Source organism: Bacteroides sp. CACC 737, assembly GCF_013874375.1.
In the GTDB taxonomy this organism is placed as follows: domain Bacteria; phylum Bacteroidota; class Bacteroidia; order Bacteroidales; family Bacteroidaceae; genus Bacteroides; species Bacteroides uniformis.
In genome coordinates this window covers 264,502-282,327 of sequence record NZ_CP059408.1, presented here as the reverse complement: position 1 = coordinate 282,327, position 17,826 = coordinate 264,502, and the positions used below count along the sequence as shown (strand labels likewise).

Annotated in this window: 20 protein-coding genes; 14 read left to right on the top strand and 6 right to left on the bottom strand. The window is 50.0% G+C overall.

The window, feature by feature from the left end; translation table 11 throughout:
* Positions 1-37: 37 nt before the first annotated feature.
* A complete protein-coding gene (locus H1A11_RS01325; protein ID WP_117749655.1) occupies positions 38-403 on the bottom strand; it encodes a hypothetical protein in 366 nt (121 codons plus the stop codon).
* A 131-nt stretch (positions 404-534) separates the two neighbouring features.
* On the opposite strand from H1A11_RS01325, the gene H1A11_RS01320 reads away from it, so the two are divergent.
* Positions 535-1,425: a YitT family protein gene (locus H1A11_RS01320; protein WP_181757624.1), complete on the top strand. Its 891-nt coding sequence runs from the start codon at positions 535-537 to the stop codon at positions 1,423-1,425.
* Here H1A11_RS01320 and H1A11_RS01315 read toward each other — a convergent pair.
* The 4 genes from H1A11_RS01315 to truA form a co-directional block, all read right to left on the bottom strand.
* Complete coding sequence (locus tag H1A11_RS01315; RefSeq protein ID WP_181757623.1) at positions 1,412-2,071, bottom strand: DUF3256 family protein; 660 nt, start codon at positions 2,069-2,071, stop codon at positions 1,412-1,414. The genes H1A11_RS01320 and H1A11_RS01315 overlap by 14 nt on opposite strands.
* A complete protein-coding gene (locus H1A11_RS01310) occupies positions 2,068-2,538 on the bottom strand; it encodes a GAF domain-containing protein (protein WP_181757622.1) in 471 nt (156 codons plus the stop codon). Before H1A11_RS01310 ends, H1A11_RS01315 begins: the two co-directional genes overlap by 4 nt.
* A gap of 11 nt (positions 2,539-2,549) precedes the next feature.
* A complete protein-coding gene (locus H1A11_RS01305) occupies positions 2,550-3,449 on the bottom strand; it encodes a DMT family transporter (protein WP_016272603.1) in 900 nt (299 codons plus the stop codon).
* 70 nt (positions 3,450-3,519) lie between these two features.
* Positions 3,520-4,272: a tRNA pseudouridine(38-40) synthase TruA gene (gene truA / locus H1A11_RS01300; RefSeq protein ID WP_181757621.1), complete on the bottom strand. Its 753-nt coding sequence runs from the start codon at positions 4,270-4,272 to the stop codon at positions 3,520-3,522.
* A gap of 192 nt (positions 4,273-4,464) precedes the next feature.
* Here truA and H1A11_RS01295 point away from each other — a divergent pair, with 192 nt between their 5' ends.
* Positions 4,465-5,148: a DUF5715 family protein gene (locus tag H1A11_RS01295; RefSeq protein ID WP_117599433.1), complete on the top strand. Its 684-nt coding sequence runs from the start codon at positions 4,465-4,467 to the stop codon at positions 5,146-5,148.
* An 11-nt stretch (positions 5,149-5,159) separates the two neighbouring features.
* On the opposite strand, the gene H1A11_RS01290 is transcribed toward H1A11_RS01295, so the two are convergent.
* The gene (locus tag H1A11_RS01290; protein WP_131225867.1) at positions 5,160-6,671 is read right to left on the bottom strand and encodes an NAD(P)H-hydrate dehydratase; all 1,512 of its coding nucleotides are present in this window, start codon (positions 6,669-6,671) and stop codon (positions 5,160-5,162) included.
* A gap of 389 nt (positions 6,672-7,060) precedes the next feature.
* On the opposite strand from H1A11_RS01290, the gene H1A11_RS01285 reads away from it, so the two are divergent.
* The 12 genes from H1A11_RS01285 to H1A11_RS01230 all read left to right on the top strand — a co-directional run bounded on the left by H1A11_RS01285 (position 7,061) and on the right by H1A11_RS01230 (position 17,793).
* Positions 7,061-8,599, top strand: coding sequence for a peptide MFS transporter (locus H1A11_RS01285; RefSeq protein WP_181757620.1), 1,539 nt, complete (start codon positions 7,061-7,063; stop codon positions 8,597-8,599).
* A gap of 41 nt (positions 8,600-8,640) precedes the next feature.
* Positions 8,641-9,177: a hypoxanthine phosphoribosyltransferase gene (gene hpt, locus H1A11_RS01280; protein ID WP_005835372.1), complete on the top strand. Its 537-nt coding sequence runs from the start codon at positions 8,641-8,643 to the stop codon at positions 9,175-9,177.
* Between the two features lie 42 nt (positions 9,178-9,219).
* Positions 9,220-9,792 carry an adenylate kinase gene (locus H1A11_RS01275; protein ID WP_005823672.1) on the top strand — a complete coding sequence of 191 codons (573 nt, stop codon included), beginning with the start codon at positions 9,220-9,222 and terminating at the stop codon, positions 9,790-9,792.
* Positions 9,793-9,806: 14 nt separating this feature from the next.
* Entirely contained in the window at positions 9,807-10,988 is a 1,182-nt protein-coding gene (obgE, locus tag H1A11_RS01270; RefSeq protein WP_117964778.1) for a GTPase ObgE, read from the top strand.
* Positions 10,985-11,794: a peptidoglycan editing factor PgeF gene (gene pgeF / locus H1A11_RS01265; protein WP_117964780.1), complete on the top strand. Its 810-nt coding sequence runs from the start codon at positions 10,985-10,987 to the stop codon at positions 11,792-11,794. The genes obgE and pgeF overlap by 4 nt, the downstream gene beginning before the upstream one ends.
* 34 nt (positions 11,795-11,828) lie before the next feature.
* Positions 11,829-12,494 (top strand): B3/4 domain-containing protein, encoded by a 666-nt coding sequence (locus H1A11_RS01260; protein WP_117599428.1) that lies wholly within the window; start codon positions 11,829-11,831, stop codon positions 12,492-12,494.
* Complete coding sequence (locus H1A11_RS01255; protein ID WP_117599427.1) at positions 12,495-13,214, top strand: M23 family metallopeptidase; 720 nt, start codon at positions 12,495-12,497, stop codon at positions 13,212-13,214.
* A gap of 9 nt (positions 13,215-13,223) precedes the next feature.
* The gene (locus H1A11_RS01250) at positions 13,224-14,225 is read left to right on the top strand and encodes a PhoH family protein (protein ID WP_117599426.1); all 1,002 of its coding nucleotides are present in this window, start codon (positions 13,224-13,226) and stop codon (positions 14,223-14,225) included.
* Positions 14,226-14,251: 26 nt separating this feature from the next.
* On the top strand, positions 14,252-15,193 hold the full coding sequence (locus H1A11_RS01245; protein WP_117599425.1) for a phosphoribosylaminoimidazolesuccinocarboxamide synthase: 942 nt from the start codon (positions 14,252-14,254) through the stop codon (positions 15,191-15,193).
* 90 nt (positions 15,194-15,283) lie between these two features.
* Complete coding sequence (gene ubiE / locus H1A11_RS01240; RefSeq protein WP_098032550.1) at positions 15,284-16,021, top strand: bifunctional demethylmenaquinone methyltransferase/2-methoxy-6-polyprenyl-1,4-benzoquinol methylase UbiE; 738 nt, start codon at positions 15,284-15,286, stop codon at positions 16,019-16,021.
* Between the two features lie 30 nt (positions 16,022-16,051).
* Positions 16,052-16,798 carry a shikimate dehydrogenase gene (locus H1A11_RS01235; protein WP_005835363.1) on the top strand — a complete coding sequence of 249 codons (747 nt, stop codon included), beginning with the start codon at positions 16,052-16,054 and terminating at the stop codon, positions 16,796-16,798.
* Positions 16,798-17,793 carry an alpha/beta hydrolase gene (locus H1A11_RS01230; protein ID WP_117599423.1) on the top strand — a complete coding sequence of 332 codons (996 nt, stop codon included), beginning with the start codon at positions 16,798-16,800 and terminating at the stop codon, positions 17,791-17,793. The genes H1A11_RS01235 and H1A11_RS01230 overlap by 1 nt, the downstream gene beginning before the upstream one ends.
* Positions 17,794-17,826: the final 33 nt, after the last annotated feature.

The following is a 17,826-nucleotide window of genomic DNA, read 5'->3' as shown; positions in this document are numbered from 1 at the left end:
TTTATCTGTGCAAATCTGTGTAATCAGTGGTGCATTATCATTCCAGATAAAGTGGCTCCACCACCTCCGTCACATTCTCATGGAACCACTCATCCAATTTAGCTTCAACCTTGTCTTTTATCTGTGGAGTGATGTATTTCTTCACTTTCTTATAAGCATAAACTGCGGCAAATCCCTTCCCTACCATAAAGACTTGTCCCAAAAGGTCTTCTATACTGGTAGGAAATACAATGGCCACCAAAGCAATCATGATATTTGTCTTTTCACTCTCCGGAGTAGAATCTGCAGTCAGTACATAATAAGCAGTCAGTACGGGACGACCGGCTGCCCGGCCACCTTTCTTTATATACTCCTCTACTTTAAGACGAATCTCGTCCATGGAAAAATTCATTTTCATATTCATAATCTCCTCTTTTTATTTATTAGACGCAGAAAGATAAAGTTTGGTTGCAAAAATCCGCATTTTTTTTCAACATTATACCCTAAATAAGCAGTATCTTTGTCCCCGCATTTTCACAACCACATAAAATTATAATGAAAACAATAGTAAATGTTCCCTCCCGACAGAACACCATGCGCGAACTGCGGGATTATCTGATGATTGCCCTGGGTATGGTCTTATATGGTATCGGCTGGACAGTCTTCCTGCTTCCCAACGATATTACTACCGGTGGCGTACCGGGCATTGCATCCATCGTATATTTTGCCACTGGATTTCCCGTCCAATATACGTACTTCGCCATCAACTTTATACTTCTATTGCTTGCCCTACGTGTGTTGGGATGGAAGTTCAGCGTAAAGACAATCTTTGCCGTATTCACCCTGACCTTTTTCCTTTCCATTATCCAGAAACTGACCGAGGGTGTTGTCCTCCTGCACGACCAGCCTTTCATGGCTTGTGTCATCGGTGCCTCCTTCTGCGGTAGCGGCATCGGCATCGCCTTTTCCAACAACGGCAGTACTGGCGGCACGGACATCATTGCCGCCGTAATCAACAAATACCGCGACATCACGCTGGGCAGAGTCATGTTGATATGTGACCTTATCATCATCTCGTCCAGTTACTTTGTTCTAAAAGATTGGGAAAAGGTGGTGTATGGCTACGTTACTCTATACATATGCAGCTTCGTACTCGACCAAGTGGTGAACAGTGCCCGCCAGTCCGTACAATTCTTCATTATCAGCGACAAATATGAGGAGATAGCCAAGCACATCCAAGTATATCCCCACAGAGGTGCAACAGTCATCAACGCCTCGGGTTTCTATACGGGAAAAGAGATAAAAATGCTGTTCGTGCTGGCCAAGAAGCGGGAGTCCACCATCATTTTCCGGCTCATAAAAGACATAGACCCCAATGCCTTTGTATCACAAAGTGCAGTCATCGGAGTCTATGGAGAGGGATTCGACAGAATCAAAGTGAAGTAGAGGATTTCTTGAACTTCCCTTGATTCCAAGTATAAACAATAGGACGGCGGACAAACGGCTTTAATTTTTCCGCCGCTTCTTTACCCATGTAATCGGTCGTGGTAAAAGTGAATACCAACGTGGCGTCCTTCGCAGAAAGGTCCGCTTTCATCAGCAGCATGTCGGCCTGGCGACAGGCATCCTGATACTCATAGACATCCACCGTATCCGCAGCCTCAGCGATAAAATCATCCAGAACGGGCAATGCCGGCAGGTAGGACGAAGCAGGCAGCTCCTTCCAGTCCGTCGTATAGAACTTGACATGGCTGTCGCAAGCCGGAGCACAAACCGTAGATACCACACAAACCACTTTCGTGCTGTCGTTGACAGGCAAGAGCTTCATCTGCCACGAGCTCTGGGGAGTCATCTTCACATGTATATAGTCTGGAGAAAGTTCCGTCATTTCCGATTTACCACCAAAGCTGTTGGTCACCTCAGCTTTCATTTTACTTTCCAGAAAGTCTATAAAATCCGCACGGTTCACGGCGCTAAGCAACGGACATATAGAATCCGGCATATTCTTAAAACACGTCTTGGCTTCCTGAGCCTGCAAATACCCCCATCCGATGAAAGCCAAAATCAAAAAAGCACTCAGTTTTCTTATCATAACATTTTAATCATTTCTTCAAGGAAACGGGCATCTGTTTCATCAAAACTGCCCAAATCGTCACTGTCAATATCCAATACTCCCCACACTTCACCGTCCTCACGCTTCAGCGGAACCACGATCTCCGAACGCGACAGCGAGCTGCAGGCTATATGTCCGGGAAATGCATCCACATCGGGCACAACCAACGTCTCGGCTCTATCCCATGCCGCGCCGCAAACACCGCGGCCTTTCCTGATGCGCGTACAAGCTATCGGTCCCTGGAAAGGTCCTAACACCAATTCTTCACCCTTCACCAAATAGAAGCCTACCCAAAAGAAATGGAAAGTCTCTTTCAGCGCCGCCGAAACATTCGCCAGATTGGCTATCAAGTCATCTTCACCTGCCAGCAGATTTTTCAGTTGAGGAAGCAAAGCGCGATATTTCTCTGTCTTGCTACCAGCATTTATATATAGGTCTTCTGCCATATATCTCTTGTTTATTTACTCCCCAAATATAGGAAGAACATTCCAATCAACACCAAAATGAGGTCGACAGCCTTACTTTTTAAATTCTTTTCACGGAAGAAAAGCGCACCGAAAAGGAAGGAAACTACAACACTACCACGACGCACCATCGAAACGATGGAAATCATGGAGTCCTCATAGCTCAGGGCATAAAAATAGACAAAGTCTGCCGCACAAAGGAAAATGGAGATACAGATAATGGTCCAGTCCCAACGAAACGGGGTACTTTCTTTTCGCTTGGGATACCACAACAACAGGATAATGGGACACATGATAAAGACTTGGTAGACATTATACCACGACTGCACCAACATCGGGTTGAGCTGCTTCATCAGATATTTGTCATACAGCCCACTGACAGCTCCGGCAACGGCAGCCAGCACGATGAAAAGAATCCATTTGTTATGCTTGAAGTCGATTCCCTCTTTCTTGCCCGAACGGCTCAGCATGAAGAAGGAGACTATGGCAAGCAGCACGCCAATCCATTGATAAAGGTTCAAGCGTTCGCCAAACACAAGCATGGCACCTACAAGCACCATTACGGGACGCGTCGCATTAATCGGTCCCACGATGGTCAGCGGCAGATGCTTCATCCCGAAATAACCGAATATCCAGGAAGAAAGCACGATAAACGACTTGACAACAATAAACTTATGCACCTCCCACCCCACCACGGGAACATCAAACATCGTACCTCCCAACACCGACGGTGCAAAGGCTGATACCAGAATGAAAGGAAGAAATATAAGGCTCGAAAACAGCGTGTTCAAGAAAAGTACCGGCAGTACGGCATTATCACGAAGCGACTTCTTCTTGAAGACATCGTAAAATCCCAGCAAGGCAGCAGAAAGGAAAGCAAGTAATAACCACATAGAGTTAATTAAAAATTAAGAATTAAAAATTAAAGGGAGGGGGGTACGTTTTTGTAGTGCATCCCTCTGTTTATTCTAAAAAAGTAGTTTCCGGATAGGCTACATCCACCAGAAACAATGCATTTCCGGGAACGGAGGTTCCTGCCTGGCAACGGTCCTTCTGTTCGATGACGCGTCGGAAACCTTCAACAGAAAGTTTTCCACGACCCACTTCGAGTAGAGTGCCGACAATGGCACGTACCATGTTCCGCAGGAACCGGTCGGCCTGGATGGTGAAAACCCAGGTCACATCGTCTACCCGAGTCCAGGCAGCATGCATAATCTTACAATTATTGGTTTTGACATCCGTATGAAGTTTGCTGAAGCTGGTAAAGTCCGTATAGTCAAACAAGGTTTGGGCAGCCTCATTCATCCGTTCAAAGTCCGGTGTTTGGAACAGACGGCAGCGATATTGGCGGTTGAAAGGAGACTTGGCGGTAGTGACATAATACTTATACATACGCGCCGTAGCATCAAAGCGGGCATGTGCATCGGACTTCACGGCCCGCAAGCGGTATACAGAAATATCGGGAGGAAGCAGACGATTCAGCTTATCCGTCATAAAAACAGTGTCCAGAGGAGAATCACTGTCAAAGTGAGCTACCATCAGTGAGGCATGAACCCCGGCATCGGTACGCCCCGCTCCCACGACTTCCACCTCGCGACGCAGCAAGGTACTCAGCGCCTTCATCAAACACTCCTGCACACTTGCTCCATTGGGCTGGATTTGCCAGCCGTGATAAGCAGTGCCATCATAAGCCAGGTATATAAAATATCGTTGCACGGTCTTTTTTGTGTGCAAAGATAGTGCAAACCGAATACAGAACTTTCATGCTCGCATGAAAAAGTTATGTTGAGGTGCAGCCTATATTCGCTTTTTCAGCAAAGATAGTGCTAATTTAAAAACGTTTGAATTATCTTTGCACGTTTTTTCACCACAGATTACACAGATTAACGCAGTTTTTTCACAGACATCATGAAATATTCTTCCAAAATCCTACCTATACTGATAATTGTCGCAGCTGCCGCAACATTCACCTTTGCCGGCTGCAAGAAGAAAGACATGTCGCTCAAGTTGAACGAACCGCGCAACATTCGGGGCGTTGTCAGCTACAAACGCTCATTCGGAGACTTGAATGAGAAACATCTCAATGTAGCCCAAGCCATCGGCATACGTGTGCTTTCCTCCCGCGAGGAAGCAGAAAAGATGAAGGAGCAACTGCAACCTATCACGACAAACGAACTGTATGCCGTGGATTCACTGACGCATTCCATCCCTTATCTCATTCCGGGCGCCGCCAGCCTACTGGACACCATCGGACACAACTTCCTAGATTCACTGACCGCCAAAGGACTGAATCCAAACAAGATAATTGTGACTTCCGTACTTCGCACCCAGGACGATGTAAAACGCCTGCGCCGCCGCAACGGCAATGCTTCTCCAAACTCGGCACATTTTTACGGAACGACATTCGATGTCAGTTGGAAACGCTTCCAGAAAATAGAAGACGAAGATGGACGCCCTTTGCAGGATGTCAGCGCAGATACCTTAAAGCTGGTTCTTTCGGAAGTGCTCCGTGACCTGCGGAAAGCCGATAAATGCTACATCAAGTACGAGTTGAAGCAAGGATGCTTCCACATTACGACAAGAGAGAAATAAGCGGAAAAGAATTATTCTTCCAGCATCTTCCACGCCAACGGCAAGCAAGCAGTCATATCCCCCGCCGTCATCCCCACTGCCCCCTGCTTCTTGCAGGCTATGTCTCCCGCCAGTCCGTGCACATACGTGGCCAGGCAGGCAGCCTTCTCCGGCTCATAACCTTGGGCAAGCAAGGCAAGCACCACTCCCGTCAACACATCACCGCTGCCTCCCGTTGCCATACCCGGATTGCCGGTAGGGTTGAAAAAGCATTTCCCGGCAGGAGTGACAATGGCAGAATAAGCACCTTTCAAGATAATGTGCACTCCGGCGCTCTTCGCCAGCTCGCGAGCCTTCATCAAGCGCTCGTACGAATTCTGGCATTTGCCTACAAGACGCTCCAGCTCCTTGGGGTGCGGAGTCAGAATACTCCCTTTGGGCAGACGCCCTATATAGTTACGCTTCTCGCCCAGCAAGTTCAGGGCATCGGCATCCACCACCATCGGAGTCTGGCATATCTCTATCTGCTCCAGCAGAGCCGCCTCGGTCTCTGCCGCCTTTCCCAGTCCCGGGCCTATCGCTACGGCCTGGTAATCGTCCGTATCGGTAGCGGCAGCAAAGCAGGTGTCGCTGATGTCCAGCTCCGTCATGGCTTCGGGCACGGAAGTCTGCACAATGAAGTTGTTGCAGAACGGCACATGTACCGTCAGCAGCCCCACACCCGAACGCAGGCACGCACGCGCAGCCAGTACCGAAGCTCCCGCCATCCCCTGCGAACCGGCTATCAGCAGTGCACGGCCAAAATTCCCCTTATGGGCAAACCGGCCGCGCGGCTTCAGCAGGGCAGATACATCTTCATGCTCCAGCAGGCAGAAGTCCGTTTCCATGTCATGGATGGCATCCTTGCTGAGCCCGATGTCCAGTAACTGCCATTCGCCCACATACGGCTCGTTCTCGGCAAAGAGAAATGCCAGTTTCGGCAATTGCAGGCTCAGCGTCAGATGGGCACGGACGATATTCGTATGTACGTTGTAGGTGTTGTCCTCACCCATCAGTCCCGATGGGATATCGATGGACACCACCGTTGCGGGCGAAGCGTTGATGTACTTCACTACGGCTGCAAAACCGCCGCTCAGAGCCTTGTTCAGACCGCTGCCGAAGAGGCCGTCTATCACCACATGGTCCGCCGTCAGCACAGGAGGTACAAACTGAGTGGTCACTTCGTGGAAGTCCACGCCCGGCACGTCGGCCAGCCGCTCCTTGTTCGTCTCGCAGTCCGGCGAAAGCGTCCCTTTCGTATTGAAGAGATACACCTCGAGCCGGTAGCCCTTCCCAGCCAGCAGTCGCGCCAGGGCAAGCGCATCGCCACCGTTGTTCCCCGGTCCGGCAAAAACGGTGAGCGGCGTGTCCGGCTCCCAACGCTCGGCAATGGCACGGGCCAATGCGCGTGAGGCACGTTCCATCAAGTCGATGGAGGCAATCGGTTCATTCTCTATGGTATCTGCATCCAGTTGCTTGATGCTTGTAGTAGGAAATATCTTCATAATAGGATTATCTTAAAATCGTAGAGCAAAGATAGGGCTTTGATTTCAACTGTACAAAGAGAAGACGTTTTTTATCAAGTTGCTTTGTCCCCCGGGAAAAGATATCTGCTCCGTAAGGAAAAGTTGTCTTCAATGCAAAGGATTCTTAGAACAAAGCCTTTATTCTTAGAAACAAAAGCTCTATTTCTATAAACAAAAGCTTTATTTACAGAAACAGAAATTCTGTTTTAAGTTTGCGTAGGCTTACGGATAAGTTTGCACAGGCTTGTCGGCAAGTTCCCGCAGGCTTGCCGGCAAGTTTCTAATTATACCCATTAACTTACGCAAAATAATGACTAATTTTGTACCCTCAACATATAATAAAAGCCAAAACAATAAAAGCATATTCAATGAGTACATCCCGACACCCGAAAGGTCTTTACCTTATCTTCGCCACCAGCACGGCAGAGCGTTTCAGCTACTACGGCATGCGTGCCATCTTCATCCTGTTCCTCACCCAGGCGCTCCTTTTCGACAAGGAGCACGCCGCCTCCATCTACGGCAGCTACACCGGACTGGTGTACCTGACGCCCTTAATCGGAGGCTACATCGCCGACAAATACTGGGGCATCCGCCGTTCCGTCTTCTGGGGGGCCATGATGATGGCAGTCGGCCAGTTCCTGATGTTTGCCAGCGCCTCGATGCTGGAGGCGCGTGAGCTTTCGCATTGGCTGATGTACGGCGGACTGACTTTCCTTATATTGGGCAACGGCTGCTTCAAGCCCACCGTCTCCTCCCTGGTGGGGCAACTCTACAAGCCGGGTGACAAACGGCTGGATTCCGCCTACACCATCTTCTATATGGGTGTCAACGTGGGTTCCTTCCTCGCCCCGCTGGTCTGCGGCTACTTTGGCGAGACGGGCAATCCTCACGACTTCCGATGGGGCTTCCTCATCGCAGCCATCGTCACCGTGCTGACGGTCGTCCTCTTCGAAACCCAGAAGAACAAGTACCTCATCGGCCCCGACGGCAAGCCCCTCGGCATTATCCCCGACGCCCGCAAGGAGCGGCCCCAGGCAGACAACACCGCCCGGAAGAGTGCCCACGCCAACGGACGGCCCATGCGCAACTACCTGCTGCTCGCCCTGCTCGCCATCGCGCTTGCCGGTTTCTTCTACTGGTGTTTCGGGAGCGATTGGATAAGCATCGGCATCTTCACCGCCTGCATCGTGTTTCCCGTCAGCATCCTGCTGGAAGGCTCGCTCACCAAGACGGAGCGCGACCGCATCTTCGTCATCTACATCATCGCCTTCTTCGTCATTTTCTTCTGGGCGGCCTACGAGCAGGCAGGCGCCTCGCTCACGCTTTTCGCCTCCGAGCAGACCGACCGCGTCATCCTGGGGTGGGAAATGCCCGCCTCCTGGATTCAGTCCTTCAACCCCTTCTTTGTAGTAATACTTGCCGCCATCATGCCGGGCGTATGGGGCGCCCTGGGCAAACGGGGCATGGAGCCCGCCTCGCCCACCAAGCAAGCCATCGGCCTGCTACTGCTTTCACTGGGCTATCTCGTCATCTGCTTTGGGGTGAAAGATGTTCAGCCGGGCATCAAGGTGAGTCTCATCTGGCTGACGGGGCTCTACTTCATCCATACCATGGGCGAAATCTGCCTCTCGCCCATCGGGCTCTCCATGGTGAACAAGCTCACGCCCATCCGCTTCGCCTCACTAATGATGGGGATATGGTACCTCTCCACCGCCACTGCCAATAAGTTTGCAGGCACGCTGAGCGGGCTCTACCCCGAAGCCGGAAAAGTAAAGACGCTGCTGGGTTATCGCATCGAGACGATGTACGATTTCTTCATGGTGTTCGTCATCATGTCTGCCACGGCATCGCTTATCCTCTTCCTGCTTTCAAAGAAATTACAGAAGATGATGCATGGAGTGGAATAAAAATCGTATTTTTGCGGCAACTTTCTAAAAACATCCCATCTATGGATACCATACAAATAAAAGACAAGATGTTCACAGTCTCCATCAAGGAGCAGGACATACTGAAAGAAGTAACCCGTGTAGCGAACGAAATCAACCGCGACCTGGCAGGAAAGAATCCTCTATTCCTCAGCGTACTGAACGGTTCGTTCATGTTTACCTCCGATTTGCTGAAACGAATCACGATTCCCTGCGAAATTTCGTTTGTCAAATTGGCATCTTATCAAGGAGTATCCTCTACCGGGGTAATCAAGGAAGTAATAGGCATCAATGAAGACCTCACGGACCGTACAGTGGTCATTGTAGAGGATATCGTAGATACGGGACTCACCATGCAACGCTTACTGGACACCCTCGGCACTCGCGGTCCCAGGGAGATTCATATTGCCTCCCTACTGGTGAAACCCGATAAGCTGAAAGTTGATTTGAACATAGAATATGTGGCCATGAATATTCCGAACGACTTCATCGTGGGCTACGGGTTGGATTATGACGGCTTCGGGCGCAACTATCCCGACATTTATACTGTAGTAGACTGATACAGACATAATATAGTAAATCATTAAATAATAACTAAGCAAATGTTGAACATTGTAATTTTTGGCGCTCCCGGTTCAGGTAAGGGAACGCAAAGTGAAAAGATTGTAGAAAAGTATGGCATCAACCACATCTCTACCGGAGACGTGCTCCGTGCTGAAATGAAGAACGGTACAGAACTGGGCAAGACTGCTAAAGGTTATATCGACCAGGGCCAGTTGATTCCCGATGAGTTGATGATTGATATCCTGGCAAGCGTGTTCGACAGCTTCAAGGATAGCAAAGGCGTGATTTTCGACGGCTTCCCCAGAACAATCGCCCAAGCTGAAGCATTAAAGAAGATGCTCGCCGAACGCGGACAAGAAGTCAGCGTGATGCTTGACCTCGACGTGCCCGAAGAAGAACTGATGAAGCGCCTCATCAAGCGTGGACAAGAATCAGGACGTGCAGACGACAACGAAGAGACAATCAAAAAGCGCCTTGTTGTTTATCACTCACAGACAGCTCCGCTAATTGACTGGTACAAACAAGATGGCAAATACCAGCACATCCAAGGCTTCGGCGTATTGGAAGAAATCTTTGCTGATGTTTGCAAGGCTATTGACGCAGTGAAATAACAATAAAACAGAATATGGCTGAATCGAATTTTGTTGACTACGTAAAAATATATTGCCGCTCCGGAAAGGGCGGACGAGGTTCTACGCATATGCGGCGTGAGAAATACATACCCAACGGAGGCCCCGACGGAGGTGACGGAGGACGAGGAGGCCATGTCATCCTGCGGGGTAACCGCAACTACTGGACGCTGCTCCACCTGAAATATGATCGCCACATCCTGGCAGGTCACGGAGAATCCGGTTCCAAGAACCGCAGTTTCGGAAAAGACGGAGCGGACAAGGTTATTGAAGTGCCCTGCGGCACGGTGGTGTACAACGCCGAAACGGGTGAATATATCTGCGACGTCACCGAGCACGAACAAGAAGTCATCCTGCTGAAAGGCGGACGAGGAGGTCTGGGCAACTGGCACTTCAAAACCGCCACACGCCAGGCTCCCCGCTTTGCCCAACCGGGCGAACCGATGCAGGAATTGACGGTAATCATGGAACTGAAGCTGCTGGCAGACGTCGGTCTGGTAGGCTTCCCCAATGCGGGCAAGTCGACTTTGCTGGCAGCCGTTTCTGCGGCAAAGCCCAAAATCGCCAATTATCCGTTTACCACTTTGGAGCCCAATCTGGGCATCGTGTCCTATCGCGACAGCAAATCGTTTGTGATGGCGGACATTCCCGGCATCATCGAAGGAGCCAGTGCCGGCAAAGGCTTAGGATTGCGTTTCCTGCGCCACATCGAGCGCAACTCATTGTTGCTGTTCATGGTGCCTGCCGACAGTGACGACATCCGTAAGGAATACGAAATCCTGTTGAACGAGCTTCGCACTTTCAACCCCGAAATGCTGGACAAACAGAGAGTGCTTGCCGTCACCAAATGCGACATGCTCGACCAGGAACTGATGGACGAGATAGAGCCGACACTGCCCGAAGGGATTCCGCATATATTCATCTCTGCTGTCTCCGGCATGGGCATCTCTACGCTGAAAGACATCCTTTGGGAAGAGCTGAACAAGGAAAGTAATAAGATAGAAGGCAAAGTGGACAGCATTGCCCACCGCGCCAAAGACCTCAGCCACCTGCAGGAAGAATTGAAAGAAGAGGGTGAGGACGAAGACCTCAGCTATGAATACGTCAACGACGACGAGGACATAGAGGACCTCGAGGACTTTGAATACGAAGAGGATTGGGAGGAAGATAAAAAATGATTCCTCTTACTGAAGATAGGAAAATGTTGGGATATGAGCTGCTTGCCTCATATCCCGGCATTTCTTGTTTTGTAACCACCCGTCATGGAGGGTGCAGCCAGGGAAACTATGCCTCCCTCAATTGTACACCTTACACGGGAGACGAAGCCGGAGCTGTGCGCCGCAATCAGGAAATAGTGTGTTCTTCCCTGCCCCAGCGTCCCAAAGAACTGGTCATTCCGTTTCAGACCCACGGGACAAAGGCACTTGTCATTGACGGAACTTATCTGCAAGCAACAGCAGAAGAACGCCACTCCATGTTACAGGGCATTGATGCACTGATAACCCGTGAACCGGGCTGCTGCATCTGCATCTCTACGGCAGACTGCATTCCCATCCTGCTCTACGACCGGAAGAATGCCGTGATAGCCGCTGTTCATGCCGGATGGCGTGGCACAGTGAATTATATCCTCGGCCACACACTCGACAAGATGAGTGCCTGCTATGGCACAGAGGGTAAAGAAGTGATAGCCTGCATCGGCCCCGGCATCTCCCTTTCTGCCTTCGAGGTAGGCGACGAAGTCTATGAAGCATTCCGCAAGAACGGTTTCCAGATGGATTACATCTCCGAATGGAAACCCGACACCCACAAATACCATATCGACCTATGGGCTGCCAACCGACTGCAACTGCTGGACTTCGGAGTACCTTCCGCACAAGTGGAGACGGCAGGCATCTGCACATACACCCGACACGAAGAATTCTTCTCCGCACGCAGGCTGGGTATCAAATCCGGAAGATTACTGTCAGGAATCATGTTAAAATGAAATTGAGATAAAGAACATATTCAAGCATATTATAATGTATCATATCACACTTTCTAAAGAAATCAAACAGAATTGCTCCGAATTCCGTGGTGCGGCCGTATTTGCCGAAGTGACAAATACCGCATATAGCGAAGGGTTGTGGCAGGAAATCGCAACTTTCACCCAAGAGCTAAGAGCCCGTGAAACCACGGACAGCATCAAGTACCAACCTGTCATTGCCGCCACCCGTGAAGCCTACAAACGTTGCGGCAAAGACCCCAGCCGCTACCGTCCCTCGGCCGAAGCACTGAGACGACGACTGCTACGCGGATTGGAACTCTATCAGATAGATACATTGGTAGACCTTATCAACCTTGTTTCCTTACGTACGGGTCACTCTATCGGCGGATTTGATGCCGACGAGATACAAGGAACCGACCTTGAACTGGGCATAGGACGTGCAGAGGAATCGTTCGAGGGTATAGGCCGCGGCATGCTGAACATAGAAGGGCTACCCGTCTACCGCGACCGTATAGGCGGTATCGGTACCCCGACCAGTGACCACGAACGCACCAAGATGAAACTGGAAACCCGCCATATCCTTGCCATTGTCAACGGCTACAACGGGCAGGAAGGCCTGAAAGAAGCAGCCGAAATGATATTGGGACTGTTGGAGAAATATGCTTCCTCTACCGGTGGGACCATACAATATTTTGAATAAATGAGAATACGCGTTCTTGTCCCTCTCCTACTCATAGCCCTTGGTGCCACGGCACAAGGGAAAAAAGCGGTCTTTTCCGCCATGGAAACCAACCATATCCGCGTTGCCACTCCAGGACTGTTTTCGCAAAGAGAACTGATAGAGCTACCTTTGGAGGACATTCCGGACACGGAATACTCCTTTCCTCTGCCCGGAGGAAAAGTCATCTCCCCTTACGGACGGGGGCGGGGACGCCACAGCGGCATAGACATCAAGACCTGCGCCAAAGACACCATACGGAGTGCCTTCAACGGCGTAGTACGGATGTCCAAGCCTTACAGCGCCTACGGCAATGTCGTTGTCGTACGCCATGACTTCGGACTGGAAACGATATACAGCCACAACTTCAAAAACCTTGTACATTGTGGCGACACGGTCAAAGCCGGACAGCCCATCGCACTGACCGGACGTACCGGACGCGCCTCTACCGAGCATCTCCACTTTGAGACACGAGTCAACGGCCAGCACTTCGACCCCAATATCATCTTCAACATGAAGGAGCAGACGCTGAACCGGCAACGCATCGGATGCTCAAAAAAAGGAAACGGCATCGTCGTGCAACAATTGCCGGCAATCTACCCGAAGCCTCTGCAAAAAAAATACCCGATAGAACCATTTAAGTATCCAAACGTTTCACTACATTTGCAAAACGTTTCACTAAAAGAACGAATTGAACTTTAAAGCATATCAATGATAGAAAAACTGATTGTTCTTGAAGATATTGATCCGGTAATATTCTACGGCGTAAACAACGCCAACATGCAACTGATAAAAGCCCTGTATCCCAAGCTTCGTATCATCGCCCGTGGCAATGTCATCAAAGTATTGGGTGATGAGGAGGAAATGTGTGCATTCGAGGAGAACATCACCAAACTGGAAAAACACTGTGCCGAGTACAACTCTTTGAAAGAAGAGGTCATTATAGACATCATCAAAGGCAATGCCCCGCAAGCAGAGAAATCGGGCAATGTCATTGTATTCAGCGTAACCGGAAAGCCGATTATCCCGCGCAGCGAGAACCAGCTGAAACTGGTGGAGGCTTTTGCCAAGAACGACATGCTGTTTGCCATCGGTCCTGCCGGTTCCGGAAAGACTTATACTGCCATCGCGCTTGCTGTGCGGGCACTGAAAAACAAAGAAATCAAGAAAATCATCCTCAGCCGCCCCGCTGTAGAAGCCGGAGAAAAGCTCGGTTTCCTGCCCGGCGACATGAAGGACAAGATAGACCCGTATCTGCAACCGCTCTATGACGCCCTGCAGGACATGATACCTGCTGCCAAGCTGAAAGAGTACATGGAGCTGAACATCATCCAGATTGCCCCCCTCGCCTTTATGCGCGGACGCACACTGAACGATGCCGTCGTCATTCTGGACGAAGCGCAGAACACCACCACCCAGCAAATCAAAATGTTCCTCACCCGCATGGGAATGAACACCAAGATGATTGTCACGGGAGACATGACGCAGATTGACTTGCCTTCCTCCCAGACATCCGGTCTGGTGCAGGCACTCCGTATTCTGAAAGGAGTGAAAGGCATCAGCTTCGTGGAACTGAACAAGAAAGACATCGTAAGGCATAAGCTTGTCACCCAAATTGTGGAGGCCTACGAAAAGTTTGACAAAGAAGCGAAAGCGGAGCGCGAAAGACGCAAGGCCGAACAAGCCAATAGCAAGATTGAACAGAAACAGTAAATTCTCAAATCGTAAATATTACAAAGATGAAAGCATTAACAAAAACAGATTTCAACTTTCCCGGACAGAAAAGTGTCTATCATGGGAAGGTTCGTGATGTGTACAACATCAATGGCGAGAAGTTGGTCATGGTAGCTACCGACCGTATCTCAGCCTTCGACGTAGTATTGCCCAAAGGCATTCCTTTCAAGGGACAAATGCTGAACCAGATTGCAGCCAAGTTTCTGGATGCCACCACCGACATCTGCCCCAACTGGAAAATGGCTACTCCCGACCCGATGGTGACGGTAGGCGTGATGTGTGAAGGATTCCCCGTAGAAATGATTGTACGCGGTTACCTCTGCGGCAGTGCATGGCGCGCTTACAAAAGCGGTGTCCGTGAAATCTGCGGTGTGAAACTGCCCGAAGGAATGAAGGAGAACCAGAAGTTCCCCGAACCCATCATCACCCCGACTACCAAAGCCGAAATTGGCGAACACGATGCCGACATCTCCAAAGAAGAAATCCTAGCACAAGGACTTGCCACGCCCGAAGAATATGCCGTATTGGAAAAATACACAATGGCTCTCTTCAAACGCGGTACAGAGATTGCAGCGGAACGCGGATTGATTCTGGTAGACACCAAATACGAATTCGGCAAGCACGACGGCAAGATTTATCTGATGGACGAAATCCATACCCCGGACTCCAGCCGTTATTTCTACTCCGAAGGCTACGAAGAACGTTTTGCCAAAGGCGAACCGCAGAAACAACTTTCCAAGGAATTTGTACGCGAATGGCTGATGGACAACGGTTTTCAGGGTAAGGAAGGACAGCAGGTACCGGAAATGACAGACGAAATCGTTACTTCAATCAGCGAACGTTACATCGAACTGTACGAACACATCACTGGCGAGAAGTTCGTAAAGGAAGATACCGACAACATTGCCGAACGCATTGAAAAGAATGTAACTAATTACTTAATGTGATAATATGCCAATGTGCTAATGACCTTGCGGCATAATAGCGCAGCCAATTAGCACATTGGCGTATCAGCACATTAGCACATAAAAAAAATCATGGATTACCCCCAAGAACACATCAAGCCCTACGGCGCTGACGGTAAGAAGAGCGAACAAGTGGAAGAAATGTTCGACAACATCGCTCCCGCCTACGACAAGCTGAATCACACCCTATCCATGGGTATTGACCGCAGCTGGCGCAGGAAGGCAATCAAATACCTCCTTCCTTTCCACCCCCGACGTATCATGGACGTAGCTACCGGCACCGGTGATTTCGCCATCCTTGCATGCCGCGAACTGCAACCCGATGCTTTGATTGGTACCGACATCTCGGAAGGCATGATGAATGTGGGGCGCGAAAAAGTAAAACGGGCGCACCTCTCGGACAAGATTTCATTTGCCCGGGAGGACTGCACCTCTCTCTCGTTTGCCGATGAGAGTTTCGATGCTGTAACCGTAGCGTTCGGCATCCGCAACTTCGAAGGGCTGGATAAAGGACTGTCCGAAATGTGCCGCGTACTGACGGCCGGCGGACATCTTGTCATACTGGAACTCTCCACGCCGGACCGCTTCCCGATGAAACAACTGTTTACCATTTACTCCAAAGTCGTTATCCCCCTGCTCGGTAAATGTATTTCGAAAGACAACAGCGCCTACACTTATCTGCCGGAAAGCATCCGTGCCTTCCCTCAAGGAGAAGTGATGCAGGAAGTTATCCGCAAGGCCGGTTTCAGTGAAGTACACTTCAAGCGGCTCACTTTCGGAATATGTACGTTGTATACAGCCAGAAAATAATCATTAATTCCCCTTTAACACACCCTCATTATGCAGAAATACGGTTTAATAGGTTACCCGTTGAAACATTCCTTTTCCATCGGATATTTCAATGAGAAATTCACGGCAGAAAACATTGATGCAGAATATGTAAACTTCGAAATTCCACGTATCGAGGATTTCATGGAAGTTATAGAGGAAAACCCTAACCTCTGTGGACTGAATGTGACCATTCCCTACAAGGAGCAAGTCATCCCCTATCTGGACGAACTGGACAAAGACACCGCCAAGATAGGCGCCGTCAATGTCATCAAGATTATCCGCCTTCCCAAAGGCAAGGTAAAGCTGGTTGGCTACAATTCCGACATCATAGGATTCACACAATCCATAGAACCGCTTTTGCAACCACATCACAAGAAAGCCCTGATTCTGGGCACCGGCGGCGCATCGAAAGCCGTATATCGCGGGCTGGAGAACCTGGGTATAAAAAGTACCTTCGTATCGCGCACCAAGAAAGAGGACAAATACCTCACTTACGAAGAGCTGACACCGGAAATCATGCAGGAGTACACGGTGATTGTCAACTGTACCCCCGTAGGCATGTACCCCAAAGTGGACTTCTGTCCCAACATTCCTTACGAGCTACTGACCCCCAACCATTTGCTCTACGATTTGTTATATAATCCAAACGAAACCCTCTTCATGAAGAAAGGCCAGGCACAAGGAGCCGTCACCAAGAACGGACTGGAGATGTTGCTGTTGCAGGCCTTTGCCGCATGGGAAATTTGGAATAAATAATGAAAAAAGCCATAAAATATTCAATTCTCAGTCTGGCCGCCCTCTGCACCCTACTGTTGTGCGGAGGGTACTATATGCTGGGCTATTCCCTGAAACCGGACGACCTCGTTTCACGCAGCCGCAACATAGCCGCATCCTACGATTTCATGTACGAGCGCTACCCCGAACTGCACCCCTGGGTGGATAGCCTGATGACCGCAGGAGCACTGAAGGACTTCTACATCGAGAACGACCGCGGAGAGACGCTGCATGCGCTCTATGTTGCCGCTGCCCGCCCTACCGACAAAACGGCAGTCATCGTACATGGATATACGGACAACGCCGTGCGCATGCTGATGATAGGTTATTTGTACAGCAAGGAGATGGGCTTCAATATCCTGCTGCCCGACCTTTACGGACACGGGATGAGCGAAGGAAACCATGTACAGATGGGCTGGAAAGACCGGCTCGACGTGTTGCAATGGACCGAAACCGCCGATGAGCTTTTCGGACGCAGCCATACGGACAGCATAGCGTCCCGCAGTACAAAGATGGTAGTACACGGCATCTCCATGGGAGCCGCCACCACCATGATGGTATCCGGCGAAGTGGAACACGGACAATACCAACAGCCATTCATCAAGTGTTTTGTGGAAGACTGCGGTTACACAAGCGTATGGGATGAGTTTCGCGGGGAGTTGAAAGAACAGTTCGGACTGCCCTCTTTCCCCCTACTGCATACTGCAAGCTGGCTTTGCCGGCAGGAGTACGGATGGGATTTCCGCGAAGCTTCTGCCCTGGAGCAAGTAAAGAAATGTACTTTGCCGATGCTCTTCATCCACGGTGATGCCGACACCTTTGTACCGACGTGGATGGTTTATCCCCTCTATGAAGCCAAGCCCGAACCCAAAGAATTATGGATTGTACCCGGTGCCACACATGCCATGTCTTACAAGGATTATCCGCAGGAATACACCGAGCATGTAAAGAAATTCGTAGGGAAATACATACATTGACGTGATTTTTCCTATCTTCGCCGCAACAAACAT

Excerpts from the sequence above, each read along its gene's own strand:
- H1A11_RS01325 (WP_117749655.1), bottom strand. The coding sequence starts at position 403 with ATGAATATGAAAATGAATTTTTCCATGGACGAGATTCGTCTTAAAGTA.
- H1A11_RS01320 (WP_181757624.1), top strand. The coding sequence starts at position 535 with ATGAAAACAATAGTAAATGTTCCCTCCCGACAGAACACCATGCGCGAA.
- H1A11_RS01315 (WP_181757623.1), bottom strand. The coding sequence starts at position 2,071 with ATGATAAGAAAACTGAGTGCTTTTTTGATTTTGGCTTTCATCGGATGG.
- H1A11_RS01310 (WP_181757622.1), bottom strand. The coding sequence starts at position 2,538 with ATGGCAGAAGACCTATATATAAATGCTGGTAGCAAGACAGAGAAATAT.
- H1A11_RS01305 (WP_016272603.1), bottom strand. The coding sequence starts at position 3,449 with ATGTGGTTATTACTTGCTTTCCTTTCTGCTGCCTTGCTGGGATTTTAC.
- H1A11_RS01295 (WP_117599433.1), top strand. The coding sequence starts at position 4,465 with ATGAAATATTCTTCCAAAATCCTACCTATACTGATAATTGTCGCAGCT.
- H1A11_RS01290 (WP_131225867.1), bottom strand. The coding sequence starts at position 6,671 with ATGAAGATATTTCCTACTACAAGCATCAAGCAACTGGATGCAGATACC.
- H1A11_RS01285 (WP_181757620.1), top strand. The coding sequence starts at position 7,061 with ATGAGTACATCCCGACACCCGAAAGGTCTTTACCTTATCTTCGCCACC.
- hpt (WP_005835372.1), top strand. The coding sequence starts at position 8,641 with ATGGATACCATACAAATAAAAGACAAGATGTTCACAGTCTCCATCAAG.
- H1A11_RS01275 (WP_005823672.1), top strand. The coding sequence starts at position 9,220 with ATGTTGAACATTGTAATTTTTGGCGCTCCCGGTTCAGGTAAGGGAACG.
- obgE (WP_117964778.1), top strand. The coding sequence starts at position 9,807 with ATGGCTGAATCGAATTTTGTTGACTACGTAAAAATATATTGCCGCTCC.
- pgeF (WP_117964780.1), top strand. The coding sequence starts at position 10,985 with ATGATTCCTCTTACTGAAGATAGGAAAATGTTGGGATATGAGCTGCTT.
- H1A11_RS01260 (WP_117599428.1), top strand. The coding sequence starts at position 11,829 with ATGTATCATATCACACTTTCTAAAGAAATCAAACAGAATTGCTCCGAA.
- H1A11_RS01255 (WP_117599427.1), top strand. The coding sequence starts at position 12,495 with ATGAGAATACGCGTTCTTGTCCCTCTCCTACTCATAGCCCTTGGTGCC.
- H1A11_RS01250 (WP_117599426.1), top strand. The coding sequence starts at position 13,224 with ATGATAGAAAAACTGATTGTTCTTGAAGATATTGATCCGGTAATATTC.
- H1A11_RS01245 (WP_117599425.1), top strand. The coding sequence starts at position 14,252 with ATGAAAGCATTAACAAAAACAGATTTCAACTTTCCCGGACAGAAAAGT.
- ubiE (WP_098032550.1), top strand. The coding sequence starts at position 15,284 with ATGGATTACCCCCAAGAACACATCAAGCCCTACGGCGCTGACGGTAAG.
- H1A11_RS01235 (WP_005835363.1), top strand. The coding sequence starts at position 16,052 with ATGCAGAAATACGGTTTAATAGGTTACCCGTTGAAACATTCCTTTTCC.
- H1A11_RS01230 (WP_117599423.1), top strand. The coding sequence starts at position 16,798 with ATGAAAAAAGCCATAAAATATTCAATTCTCAGTCTGGCCGCCCTCTGC.